A 12,577-nucleotide genomic window follows, 5' to 3' on the forward strand; every position below is an offset into this window, starting at 1 on the left:
AAATACAAAAATCATACCCTGACATAAGTACTGACAGCTAAGTGACAAAAAAATACTCAGAAATAAAAAAATATCTGAAAATTTATTTATCAACTACAAAGTGGCTTTTTTATGTTGATAAATCACTGAAATTAGTGTTAAAAAATGCGATGAAAAAGTTCTGAAATGCGTATATTGGCACGTTTTGAAACAAATTTAATTTTTTAATATAAATACTTATGTCTGAAGGAGAAAAGTTGATTCCTATTAACATTGAAGACGAAATGAAATCATCTTACATCGATTATTCGATGTCGGTAATTGTTTCCAGAGCGCTTCCTGATGTTAGAGATGGTTTGAAACCCGTACATAGAAGAGTACTTTATGGTATGTATGAATTAGGAGTTTTTTCTAATAGAGCACACAAAAAATCCGCAAGAATTGTTGGAGAAGTTTTAGGAAAATATCACCCACACGGCGATACATCGGTTTATGATGCGATGGTCCGTATGGCTCAAGAATGGAGTTTGCGCTACCTTTTAGTAGACGGCCAAGGTAACTTTGGTTCTGTAGATGGCGACAGTCCTGCAGCGATGCGTTATACGGAAGCTAGAATGCGCAAGATTGCAGAGGAAATAATGGCAGATATTGACAAAGAGACAGTTGATTTTCAATTGAACTTTGATGATACTTTGGAAGAACCAAAGGTCATGCCTACAAAAGTCCCTACTTTATTAATAAATGGTGCTTCTGGTATTGCTGTAGGTATGGCAACCAATATGGCACCGCACAACCTGACAGAAGTTGTTGATGGAACTTTAGCGTACATCGACAATAATGATATCGAGATTGACGAACTGATGAATCATATCAAAGCTCCGGATTTTCCAACTGGAGGGATTATTTATGGATATGAAGGCGTTCGTGAAGCATTCAAGACAGGAAGAGGAAGAATCGTGATGCGTGCTAAAGTCGGCTTCGAAGAAGTTGATGGAAGAGAATGTATCGTTGTGACTGAAATTCCGTACCAAGTCAATAAGGCAGACATGATCAAAAAGACAGCTGACTTGGTGAATGAAAAGAAAATTGAAGGTATTTCCAATATCCGTGACGAATCGGATAGAAACGGAATGCGTATCGTTTATATCTTAAAACGTGATGCAGTACCGAACGTGGTATTGAATACGCTTTATAAATTCACGCAATTGCAGTCTTCTTTCAGCGTAAATAATATTGCGCTAGTAAATGGAAGGCCGCAGATGCTGAACTTAAAAGATTTGATCCATCATTTCGTAGAGCACCGTCACGAAGTTGTAGTCCGCAGAGCTCAATATGAATTGCGTAAAGCAGAAGAAAGAGCGCACATTTTAGAAGGATTGATTATTGCTTCTGACAATATTGACGAAGTAATCCAATTGATTCGTTCTTCAAGCAATACTGACCAGGCTAAGGAAAAATTAATCGAAAGATTCAATCTTTCTGAAATCCAGGCGAAAGCAATTGTCGAAATGCGTTTGAGACAGCTTACCGGTCTTGAGCAAGACAAATTGCGTGCAGAATACGAAGAAATTATGAAGTTGATTACGCATTTGAAAGAATTATTAGCAAGCAAAGACTTGAGAATGGCTCTTATCAAAGAAGAATTAACTGAAATCAAAGAGAAATACGGCGATGCTCGTCGTTCTACAATTGAATACGCAGGAGGTGATGTTAGTATTGAAGATTTGATTGCTGATGAAAACGTAGTAATTACGATTTCTCATGCTGGTTATATCAAAAGAACCAATCTTTCTGAATACAAGACACAAAATAGAGGAGGAGTAGGCCAAAAAGGAGTGGCAACAAGAGATCAAGATTTCTTAGAGCATCTTTTCGTAGCTACTAACCACCAATATATGATGTTCTTTACTCAAAAAGGAAAATGTTTCTGGATGAGAGTCTATGAAATTCCTGAAGGAACAAAAACATCTAAAGGAAGAGCAATCCAAAACCTTATCAATATTGAGAATGATGATAAAGTAAAAGCTTTTATCTGTACACAAGATTTGAAAAACCAAGACTACATCAATTCACATTATGTAATCATGGCTACGAAACAAGGTCAGGTCAAGAAAACTTTATTAGAGCAATATTCTCGCCCGAGAGTAAACGGTATTGCCGCAATTACGATTAAAGAAGACGATGAGTTGCTAGAAGCAAAATTGACGAATGGTGAAAGCCAAATCTTGATTGCTGTGAAGTCTGGTAAGTTGGTCCGTTTCGAAGAAGGAAAAACACGTCCGATGGGAAGAAGTGCTTCTGGAGTTCGAGGAATTACATTAAGAGACGACAAAGATGAAGTTATTGGTATGGTTTCTGTAAATGATATGGAAAGCGAAATCTTGGTGGTTTCTGAAAACGGTTACGGAAAACGTTCTTCTTTAGATGACTATAGAATTACGAATAGAGGTGGTAAAGGTGTAAAAACACTAAGTATTACTGATAAGACGGGAGAACTGATTTCTATAAACAACGTTACTGATGCTGATGATTTGATGATCATTAATAAATCTGGATTAACTATTCGTATGGAGGTTTCTGACCTGCGTGTTATGGGTAGAGCGACTCAAGGTGTTAGATTAATCAATATTAAAGGGAATGACTCTATCGCTGCAGTAACAAAAGTTATTCGTGAAGAAGAAGCTATAGAAGAAATAGTAGACGATGTAGAAGGAGATAGTACTCTTGAAGCATCTGCTGACGGAGATGTAGCCGAAGAAACAGAAAACACTGAAGAATAAACCATAACCTAAAAATTGAAAAATATGAAAAGTAAATATCTATTGCTGGCATCAGCTTTTCTAATTTCGGGCATGTCCTTTGCTCAAAAAGACGAGATGAAGGCTGCAGAAAAAGCCTTGAAAAATGGAAATCCTGCTGAAGCAAAAACCTCATTAGAGAAAGCAGAAAGTCTTATTTCTAATGCTGACGAATCTCAAAAAGCGCAATTTTATTTCTTAAAAGGAAATGCTTATCTAGGCCTTGCTGAGAAAAGAGTCGATGAAGGCAATAATCTTGTACAAGCAGCAAAATCATACAATCAACTGATTGCTACAGAACAGGCTTCTAAAAAGTCAAAATATACAAAAGAAGCTGAAGCGTCACTTGCAAAAGTGAAAAATCAATTAATCAATATGGCAATTGACGATAATAAGCAAAAAAGATTTAAAGAAGGAGCTGAGAAGCTATATGAAACTTATTTGTTAGACAAAAAAGATACGCTTTATCTTTATTATGCTGCGTCAAGTGCCGTAAACGGTCAAGAGTATGACACTGCTCTTAAATACTATGACGAGCTAAAAAAAATAAACTACTCTGGAAAAGCAACAATCTATTCAGCTAAAAGTAAAGCTAATGGTGAATACCAAAACTTTAAGACTGCGGCTGAAAGAGACAAGATGGTAAAACTTGGAACGCATGAAGCGCCAAAAACAGAAAAAGAACCATCAAAAAGAGGAGAGATTTACAGAAATATCGCCTTGATCTACAACAACAAAGGTGATGTTGATGCAGCTAAAAAGGCTCTTACTGATGCAAGAGCAGCGAATCCTGATGATATTTCCCTTACAATGACTCAAGCGGATTTATATTTAAAAAGTAATGATGTTGCTAACTATAAAAAGTTAGTTGGAGAAATTATTGAAAAAAAACCAACCGATCCAGTTTTGTTTTACAATCTTGGTGTTCTTTCGGCTCAAGCTAAAGAAAATGCTGAAGCTGAAAAATATTACAAAAAAACCATTGAGTTAGATCCGAATTATGTCGATGCTTATTTAAATCTTTCTGTACTCAAATTAGAAAGCGACACTGCAATTGTTGAAGAAATAAACAAATTAGGCACTTCGCAAAAAGACAATAAAAGATATGAAGTATTAAAAGCAAAAAGAGAGGAAATTTTTAAAAGCACCTTGCCATACTTGGAAAAAGCAAATAAGCTAAATCCAAAGAATGAGGATGTTTATAAAACATTACTTAACGTATACAATTATCTTGAAATGACTTCAGAAGCTAAAGCACTGAAAGCAGCGAAAAATAATTAATTTGAGATAGCAACAAGAATAAAAAAACCGAAGTTTAATACTTCGGTTTTTTTTATATTATTTTTTTGATGACTCTCAGTTTGTGAGTATGTCTATTAGTTTCCGCATTATAAATTCCTAGATGATCCAGCCTGTCAATCCTGACTTTGCCGCTAGCGTGGATGATATAATTATCATCCATTATGATTCCTACATGAATAATTTTCCCTTCTTCATTATCAAAAAAGGCCAAATCTCCAGGTTCGCTTTCTTCAATAAAGCTTAGAGCTTCTCCTTGAGTTGCTTGTTGAGAGGCATCCCGCATGAGCTTATATCCGTTTAATTTATAAACCATCTGCGTTAGTCCAGAACAGTCAATTCCAAAAGGTGTCTTTCCGCCCCAAAGATAGGGAGCGTTGAGATACATGAATGCTGTATTGATCAGGTTGTTTTTCGGCTTGATACCGCTAATTTTCATTCCTTCAAAATCAAGATTGCCTTTGTTAATTCCTGCATTGCTGAGAAAGGAAAGTGATGCTCCAAGTGGAATCGGCATCAATAAATTATTAGGAGAATTTACATATTCAATCAGGTCAGCATTGAGTATTATGGCATCATTACATAACAGATTGTAGTCGGATTCAGAAATAGCCTGGAATTGTTTTTCGTCTACCCAGCCTTCATAATCATCATAATGTAGCTGAATTTTTGACCATTGCTTGTTTTTTTCCAAAATCCTAAAATGTTCGCCAAAAAGCACTTGGGATACAATTTCGCTTCTGTCGCTAGGTTCAAATCTTAAAGGTATAATGGCTAAATTACAAATTCCAAACATTAGGGTTTGCTTTAAATTAAATGATGAATTTCGGATTTTAAAGATACGAAATCATTTAAATCCAAAATCCATCATTATAGAATATAATTGTGCTTTTTTCTTAAGCTCTCTCAATCACTATTGCAGAAGCACCGCCGCCGCCATTGCAGATTGCAGCAGCACCAATCTTAGCATTATTTTGCTCTAATACATTTAGCAACGTAATGATAATTCTAACGCCAGAACATCCTAGAGGATGCCCAAGGGAAACAGCACCACCATTAACGTTTACTTTATCGTTCTCTAATCCAAGGATTTTAGCATTTGCCAGTCCTACAACAGAAAAAGCTTCATTAAATTCGAAAAAATCTACATCTTGGATCGTAATTCCTGCTTTGTCTAATGCTTTAGGCAATGCTTTTGCCGGTGCAGTTGTAAACCATTTTGGTTCTTGTGCCGCATCAGCATAACTTTTAATATAAGCCAATGGCGTTAATCCTAAAGATTTCGCTTTTTCTTCACTCATCAAGACAACAGCTCCAGCACCATCATTGATCGTAGAGGCATTGGCTGCAGTTACAGTTCCGTCTTTTGTGAAAACAGCATTTAGGGTTGGGATTTTATCTAGCTTAACATTAGTATATTCTTCATCTTTGGTAACCATGATCGGGTCACCTTTTCTTTGAGGCACAGGAACCGGAACAACTTCATTGTCAAATTTCCCTGCTTCCCAAGCTTTTGCAGAACGCTCATACGATTGGATTGCAAAATTATCTTGTTCTTCTCTTGAAATTTTATACTCAGTAGCACATAAATCGGCACAAACACCCATGGCATTATTGTCATAAGCATCTGTCAAACCGTCTTTCTGCATCCCATCAACCATTGAAGCTGGACCAAATTTGTATCCGTTTCTCAAGTGAACATAATGTGGAATCAAGCTCATGTTTTCCATTCCACCAGCTACAATAATTTCTGCATCACCGCTAATAATAGCTTGAGCGCCCATCATAACTGCTTTCATTCCTGAAGCACATACTTTATTTACAGTTGTAGCAATAACTGTATTAGGCAATCCCGCAAATAGTGCCGCCTGGCGCGCTGGAGCTTGTCCAACACCCGCTTGTACAACGTTACCCATATAAACTTCATCAACAAGTTTTGGGTCTAGATTTATTTTGTCTAAAGCGCCTTTGATTGCAACAGCTCCAAGTTGAGGAGCACTAACAGTTGAAAGAGCTCCCATAAAACTTCCAATCGGGGTTCTGGCAGCAGATACGATTACAACTTTTTTATTCATAATTGTTTAGTTCTTTGTTTATTTTGCGAATTTAATTATTTTTTGAATAATCAGAAATGCATTTTTGAATTAAATTCAAAATTAACTAAAGCAGGAAAGAAGAAAAGTGGATAAAAACAAAAAAGCCTTGCTAAATGAATAACAAGGCTTTTTGTGAACGCAGAAGGATTCGAACCTTCGACCGCCTGCTTAGAAGGCAGGTGCTCTATCCAGCTGAGCTATGCGTCCATTATTTCAATAACTTTCTGAGAAAGTTCTGTCGGGGTGGCAGGATTCGAACCTGCGGCCTCCTGCTCCCAAAGCAGGCGCGATAACCGGGCTACGCTACACCCCGAAAACAAAAAAAGCGGAGAGACAGGGACTCGAACCCTGGCGACGATTGCTCGTCGACAGATTAGCAATCTGCTCCATTACCACTCTGGCACCTCTCCTGAAATTACAAAGAACTTATCCTTTTTTGCGGTTGCAAATGTAACTTATCATTCTATAAATACCAACTATTTCGTCAGTTTTTTTATCTTTTTTTTGCATAAAAAATTAAAAACATTAACAGTCAGTCATATAGAAAAACGATTTTTGGATGGCTTTTGCTACTTATTGAAACTTTTCCAGTGTTATTTTCTTAAAATGTATCGCTTCAGTATTTGTATCTTTACTCTACAAAAGCTGGATTGCTATCAAAAAAATCTAATGGACACAATTTTTATAAATAAAAAAGAAATTCTTGAACGCTATAAGTCGGTTCAGGCAGAAGCTCATAAAGGAACACAAGGGCATGCTTTGATTATTGGCGGAAGTTACGGAAAAATAGGGGCTATAGTCTTGGCATCTAAATCATGCTTGAAATCAGGATGTGGCTTGGTCACAGCTTTTATTCCAAAATGCGGTTATGAAATTCTTCAGACTTCATTTCCTGAGGCAATGGTTATGACTGATAGTGCTGAAAAATATATAGCATCAGTTGAATTTGACCTAGAACCAGATGCTATTGCCATCGGTATGGGAATGGGGCAAGAAAAAGAAACTCAAAAGACTTTCCTTCAGTTTTTAAAAAGCAACAAGAAACCGCTGCTTATTGATGCTGACGGAATTAATATCATCTCAAAAAATCAAGAATGGTTTGATTATGTCCCAGAAAAAACAATCCTGACACCGCATTTAAAAGAACTTCAAAGATTACTTGGCAGCTGGAAATCCGAAGATGAGAAAATAGAAAAAGCCATAGAATTTTCTCTATCTAAAAAGATAATTATTGTAGTAAAAGGGGCTCAAACAATGATTGTTGCAGGCCATACCATTTATAAAAATGCAACAGGAAACCAAGCCTTGGCAACGGCAGGGAGTGGCGATGCACTTTCCGGAATCATCACGAGCTTTTTGGCTCAAGGCTATGAACCAGTTGACGCAGCAATTCTTGGCGTTTATATTCATGGATTGACGGCAGATATAGCTTCAAAAGTAATGGGCTATGAAGCTTTTATTGCTTCAGATATAATTGAAAATTTAGGAAAGGCTTTTCTATCTTTGAGGCCATAACTATTTATGGAAAATGGAAAAACTATCAATACATACTGAAAAGCTGCATATTCGGAATCTTACGCAAGCAGACTTAAATGACTTTCATACGTATCGATCAAATCCTGAAGTCACCAAATACCAAGGTTTTGACGTGATGACGCTTTCAGAAGCATCAGAATTTATAGCAAGACAAGAAGACAAACTATTTGGCAAACCTGGCGAATGGGTCCAATATGCTATCGAAAACAAAGAAACGGGCAAGCTAATCGGTGATTGCGCCATAAAACTAAACGGTTCTGACGAACGAATAGCCGAAGTAGGGATGACCATTTCTCACCTTCATCAGAAAAAAGGCTATGCAAAAGAAGCGTTTTCTGGGATAATGGATTTCCTTTTTGCAGGAAAGAACATCCATAGAATTGTAGAAACCGTCGATGCTGAAAATATAGCTTCAATAAGCTTGTTAGAAAGCCTCGGATTCCGTCAAGAAGGTCATTTTATTGAAAATATCTTCTTCAAAGGAAGTTGGGGAAGCGAATTCCAATACGCCCTTTTACGAAGAGAATGGCTTGCTAGATAAAAGCTATTCTTTTATGATAATGACGGTAGCTTTAAAGCCTGTTGCCAGATTCCAACGATTAGCGGCTACAAGTTTTCCTTTGTCATCAAAGACATGAAACTCTGCTGTATTTGGACCGGATGTTCCTTGGTTGAGGGCTTCAAAATCAATTTTATTAAAACCAGGCTTTAATGGCAAATCCAATACTTGAAATTGAGAATACAAGGTAACTGAAGAGACGACTACGACATCGTTTACAGAAATCTTTATCATATCGCCATCAGGATATTCGTGGTCACGGAATTTTATATTTACCAAATCTCCGTTATTTTTAAATTCTCCAAAAAACTGGTTCCCTTTCACAACCGATTGCGATTCACCGCCTTGCTTTTTATTAAGCTCTTTTTCATATTTCTCTCCTGGATTTCCAAACTCTTCGCCGCCTTGTCCAAAGTTGACACCTTTTGATTCTCCAACCTTATATTTATCAGATTTAGGTAATGATTTTGGAATTGTTACGCCATAATTAGGATCTACCGCAGGAACAGAAATAGTTGTATTGGTATTGGAAGACGGAATCGAAATCGACTTATTATAGTCAACCTGAGAATACATCTGGAAAGAAAAAAAGATTATAAATAGTAATGCAATAGATTTCATGGACTCTTTTTGATAGACAGTTTCTACAAAATTCATGCTAAAATTAAAAAACTTTTGAATTTTAATGACCTAATGGATAAAATAAAGGCGCAACTTATGAAATTTTAAAAGGTGAATCTAAATTTGCCTGCTGATTTTGGTTAATTTTAGCATTTGAGTTCCTTCGTATGTAGATTTAAAATCGTATTTTAGAGTGAAAAATTATTTTATCTTTTTTACTAATCAGATAAAATTCCAATAAAATTCATTCAAATCCTTTTAAATACTGCCTATGAGATTGTCCGTCGAACGTAAACCTATAAAAGTATATCCTGACTCTGGACGTGTCATCGCACGATATTTTTTCAATGGCGAAGAGCGCGCTGTAGAGCTGATTAAAAAGATATTACAGTTAGATAATGAAACGGTTTTTGGGCTCATATCGCCTTTATTACAAGACTTTTCAAAAAGACACAGAAATATTACCAAAAAATTGCTCAAGCATTGTGATAAGGTCAAAGCTTATATAGAAAAGGCTGGAGGAAATTATGAAAAGCTTGATGAATATACAAAACTACTGGTAGGGTCCTATTTTACTCATGAGTATTCTATTGAATCAGCCGCTTTCTTTAATCCGTCTATCGTTCCAGATCCTGACCAAAGCAATCTCGAAGAAGGACAGCTTCGGGTATTAATAAGCTTTAGGGCAGTGGGAGAGGGGCATGTTTCTTCTGTGGTATTTCGTCGCGCCATGATTGATAAATTCAGCAATATCTCTGTAATTCCAGCAGGTAATTATATTGATGAGGCCGAAAAAATCCACAATATGGTGTATAACAAAAAACTTTTCCTGAAAAAAGCACAAGAGGCCGATATTAATAATGATTTTTTGAAAGATGTAGACGAAAAGCTTGGAGAACGTTTTGATTATGAGAGCCTGAAAAAAGTCGTTATTGAAGCGAAAGAAAAAACAAAGGAAGAAAAGATAATCACGCAGTATAATATGATTCTGGCGTTATCTGACAGCTATCGAAAAATCAGCTTTTCAAAAGATACAGACATCAGCGACAGGGTTATTTTTCCAATTTCTGACTTTGAAAGTAACGGAATTGAAGATGCTCGTTTTGTAAAATTTGAAAAAGAGAACGGAACAGTTATCTATTACTGTACCTATACTGCTTACGATGGGCATCATATTATGCCAAAATTGCTACAGACATATGATTTTTATGATTTCAAGACCAGTCCGCTAAATGGATCGGGTGCAAAAAACAAAAATCTAGCGCTGTTTCCGAGGAAAATTAACGGTAAATATGCAATGCTTTCGCGCATTGACGGCTGGAATAATTATTTGATGTATTCTGACCATATTAATATCTGGGAAAATCCGATAAAAATACAAAGTCCTGAATATCCGTGGGAATTGGTACAAATAGGAAACTGCGGTTCTCCAATAGAGACCAAATACGGCTGGCTTATCATGACTCATGCTGTTGGACCAATGCGTCGTTATTGTATTGGCGCATCATTATTAGACATCAACAATCCAGAAAAAGAAATCGGACGATTAAAAGAGCCTTTGATTATGCCAAATCCCGATGAACGAGAAGGTTATGTGCCTAATGTAGTCTATTCTTGCGGTTCTATTATACATAATAATGACCTGATAATTCCTTATGGGTTATCAGACCATAGTTCTGGATTTGCCACTGTAAATTTGGACTTGTTGCTCGAAAGGCTTGTTAGTGGAGGCTGATACATATTTCTTATGAACACAAAAAGTTTCTATGTAAAATTGTTTTTATTGATTGTTCCCATTGTCATCCTTGCTAGTATTCCTTTTATTGAAGGAAATACTAACAGTATTGGCGGCGGCGGCGGATATGATTTAACAGATTTATTTTACGGCATATATATTTTAATTGCGATAATCGCCTGGATATTTTTTATGATTATTCATTCTTTAATTTTTAGAAAAAAGTCTGACGTTGTTACAGAAAATTCAAAACTAATAGTCACTGGTATTGTGGTATTTATCATAGCTTGCTTAATTCTTTTTAATACATGGATTAAATGATAATTTGGATATGGAAAATTATTTGATTGTTCGTACATCTGACAGCAAACGATGTTTGGTTTTTATCGATAAGATTAAGCACATATGTGAAGATGAAGATGGCAAAGCGATTATATACTTTGGAACAGAGAAAGTATATTGCTCAGAAAGTTATATCGAGATTATGCATAAAATCACTCTTTAAAAGTTGTATATAATTTGAACTATAATTTATATTATGTAAAATAATAAATTGCGTAAAATAGCCTACTACTTAGTTTCTAAATCAAGAATATATTGAGGCTAACTATAATCATCTATATTTGCACTGCTAAAAGCTTATTATGGAATACTTATTTATACTCTTGGTCATATTTCTTTTATTCTATGTTCCAAAATATTTTAGGAAGCGTAAATAATTATTCATGCAGTCGCAATCTGTTTTTTAAATCTTGAATTTGATTTTGAAGTTCTTGCTGTTTCTGCAGCAGATTTAAAATTGCGTCAATTCCTTCCGGATTTATATGCAACTCATAATACAATTGCCTGCAGCGATCTAAATCGTGCAACTTTTCAGTATCTAAGAATTTCTCATTATTTCTATTCTCAAATTGAATGATTCCCATTTCATCAAGAATGTCAATAAATGTGGTCTCGATCTTATAATGGTTACAATAGTCTGATATGGTGATTCTTTCTATTTTCATTTTCTTCAGCTTAAAGTTTCGACAATTCGGTAAAGGCTTCTTTTTGTTTTTCCGATAGATTTGTAGGTATTTTTATGTCATACGATATAATCAAATCTCCAAAAGAACCTTCTTTCTTATAAACCGCTATCCCTTTATTCTTTAATCGAACCTTGGTTCCGTTCTGCGTTTCAGGCGGTACCTTTAATTTTACTTTGCCATCCATCGTTTCTACTGTAATCTCGCCTCCCAAAATTGCTGTAAAAATATCTAAGCTGATTGTTTTATAAAGATCATTATTAAGCCGCTTGAATTCTGCATCTTCCTCGATTCGAAACGTAATATACAAATCTCCAGCGGGACCATTGTTTGCTCCTGGTCCTCCATGCCCTTTCAATTTGATAACTTGGCCGTCGGCTATACCAGCAGGAACCGTGATCCTTAGATTTTTTCCGTTTACGGTAATGGTCTGTTTGTGCGTTTGGGTTATATCTCTCAGTTTTAAATGTAATTCTGCATTATAATCCTGACCTTTAAATCCCATCTGTTGCCTGCTACCACCTCGTTTTCCACCAAACATAGATTCAAAAAAATCAGAAAAATCAGCGCCTCCAAACGAAGCATCACCATAATCAGAGAACGAGCTTCCGCCATCTTGATATTGCGATTGCGACTGCCTTGCTTTTTCATATTCTTCAGCATGCTGCCAGTTTTCGCCATAAGCGTCATATTTTTTTCTCTTTTCAGGATCGCTTAAAACTTCGTTGGCTTCATTAATCTGCTGGAACTTTTTATTGGCATCTGCATCATTCGGATTTAAATCAGGATGGTATTTTCGCGCTAATTTTCGATACGCTTTTTTGATTTCGTCAATGCTTGCCTTTTTATCAATTTCCAATACGCTGTAATAGTCTATAAATGCCATAGTTATCAATTATTATGCTTCATAAATTTAAGAAATAATAAGC

At 35.9% G+C, this 12,577-nt stretch carries 11 protein-coding genes and 3 tRNA genes; 6 read left to right on the forward strand and 8 right to left on the reverse strand.

Annotation, left to right across the window (positions count from 1 at the left end):
* Positions 1 to 218 precede the first annotated feature (218 nt).
* Positions 219 to 2,759, forward strand: coding sequence for a DNA gyrase subunit A (gene gyrA / locus OLM56_RS12085; protein WP_264527137.1), 2,541 nt, complete (start codon positions 219 to 221; stop codon positions 2,757 to 2,759).
* A 24-nt stretch (positions 2,760 to 2,783) separates the two neighbouring features.
* Positions 2,784 to 4,058, forward strand: coding sequence for a tetratricopeptide repeat protein (locus tag OLM56_RS12090; RefSeq protein ID WP_264527138.1), 1,275 nt, complete (start codon positions 2,784 to 2,786; stop codon positions 4,056 to 4,058).
* A 52-nt stretch (positions 4,059 to 4,110) separates the two neighbouring features.
* Here OLM56_RS12090 and OLM56_RS12095 read toward each other — a convergent pair whose 3' ends face one another.
* From OLM56_RS12095 to OLM56_RS12115, 5 genes are all read right to left on the reverse strand, one after another.
* Positions 4,111 to 4,872: a C40 family peptidase gene (locus OLM56_RS12095; protein WP_121377025.1), complete on the reverse strand. Its 762-nt coding sequence runs from the start codon at positions 4,870 to 4,872 to the stop codon at positions 4,111 to 4,113.
* 100 nt (positions 4,873 to 4,972) lie between these two features.
* Complete coding sequence (locus tag OLM56_RS12100; protein WP_182494453.1) at positions 4,973 to 6,151, reverse strand: acetyl-CoA C-acyltransferase; 1,179 nt, start codon at positions 6,149 to 6,151, stop codon at positions 4,973 to 4,975.
* 154 nt (positions 6,152 to 6,305) lie between these two features.
* Positions 6,306 to 6,379, reverse strand: a tRNA-Arg gene (locus OLM56_RS12105).
* 31 nt (positions 6,380 to 6,410) lie between these two features.
* Positions 6,411 to 6,485: transfer RNA gene (locus OLM56_RS12110), tRNA-Pro, on the reverse strand.
* Positions 6,486 to 6,498: 13 nt separating this feature from the next.
* A tRNA-Ser gene (locus OLM56_RS12115) sits at positions 6,499 to 6,582 on the reverse strand.
* A gap of 259 nt (positions 6,583 to 6,841) precedes the next feature.
* Here OLM56_RS12115 and OLM56_RS12120 point away from each other — a divergent pair.
* Positions 6,842 to 7,687: an NAD(P)H-hydrate dehydratase gene (locus OLM56_RS12120; protein ID WP_264527139.1), complete on the forward strand. Its 846-nt coding sequence runs from the start codon at positions 6,842 to 6,844 to the stop codon at positions 7,685 to 7,687.
* Between the two features lie 13 nt (positions 7,688 to 7,700).
* Complete coding sequence (locus tag OLM56_RS12125) at positions 7,701 to 8,249, forward strand: GNAT family N-acetyltransferase (protein ID WP_264527140.1); 549 nt, start codon at positions 7,701 to 7,703, stop codon at positions 8,247 to 8,249.
* Between the two features lie 3 nt (positions 8,250 to 8,252).
* Here OLM56_RS12125 and OLM56_RS12130 read toward each other — a convergent pair whose 3' ends face one another.
* Positions 8,253 to 8,888, reverse strand: coding sequence for a hypothetical protein (locus OLM56_RS12130; protein WP_182494450.1), 636 nt, complete (start codon positions 8,886 to 8,888; stop codon positions 8,253 to 8,255).
* Between the two features lie 271 nt (positions 8,889 to 9,159).
* Between OLM56_RS12130 and OLM56_RS12135 the strand changes: the two genes are divergently transcribed.
* Both OLM56_RS12135 and OLM56_RS12140 read left to right on the forward strand, forming a co-directional pair.
* On the forward strand, positions 9,160 to 10,623 hold the full coding sequence (locus OLM56_RS12135) for a glycoside hydrolase family 130 protein (RefSeq protein WP_121377030.1): 1,464 nt from the start codon (positions 9,160 to 9,162) through the stop codon (positions 10,621 to 10,623).
* Positions 10,624 to 10,635: 12 nt separating this feature from the next.
* Positions 10,636 to 10,944: a hypothetical protein gene (locus OLM56_RS12140; protein ID WP_264527141.1), complete on the forward strand. Its 309-nt coding sequence runs from the start codon at positions 10,636 to 10,638 to the stop codon at positions 10,942 to 10,944.
* Between the two features lie 398 nt (positions 10,945 to 11,342).
* Here OLM56_RS12140 and OLM56_RS12145 read toward each other — a convergent pair whose 3' ends face one another.
* Both OLM56_RS12145 and OLM56_RS12150 read right to left on the reverse strand, forming a co-directional pair.
* On the reverse strand, positions 11,343 to 11,630 hold the full coding sequence (locus tag OLM56_RS12145; RefSeq protein WP_264527142.1) for a chaperone modulator CbpM: 288 nt from the start codon (positions 11,628 to 11,630) through the stop codon (positions 11,343 to 11,345).
* Positions 11,631 to 11,640: 10 nt separating this feature from the next.
* On the reverse strand, positions 11,641 to 12,534 hold the full coding sequence (locus OLM56_RS12150; protein ID WP_264527143.1) for a J domain-containing protein: 894 nt from the start codon (positions 12,532 to 12,534) through the stop codon (positions 11,641 to 11,643).
* Positions 12,535 to 12,577 lie beyond the last annotated feature (43 nt).

Origin of the sequence: Flavobacterium sp. N2550 (assembly GCF_025947265.1) — a bacterium.
In the GTDB taxonomy this organism is placed as follows: Bacteria; Bacteroidota; Bacteroidia; order Flavobacteriales; family Flavobacteriaceae; genus Flavobacterium; species Flavobacterium endophyticum.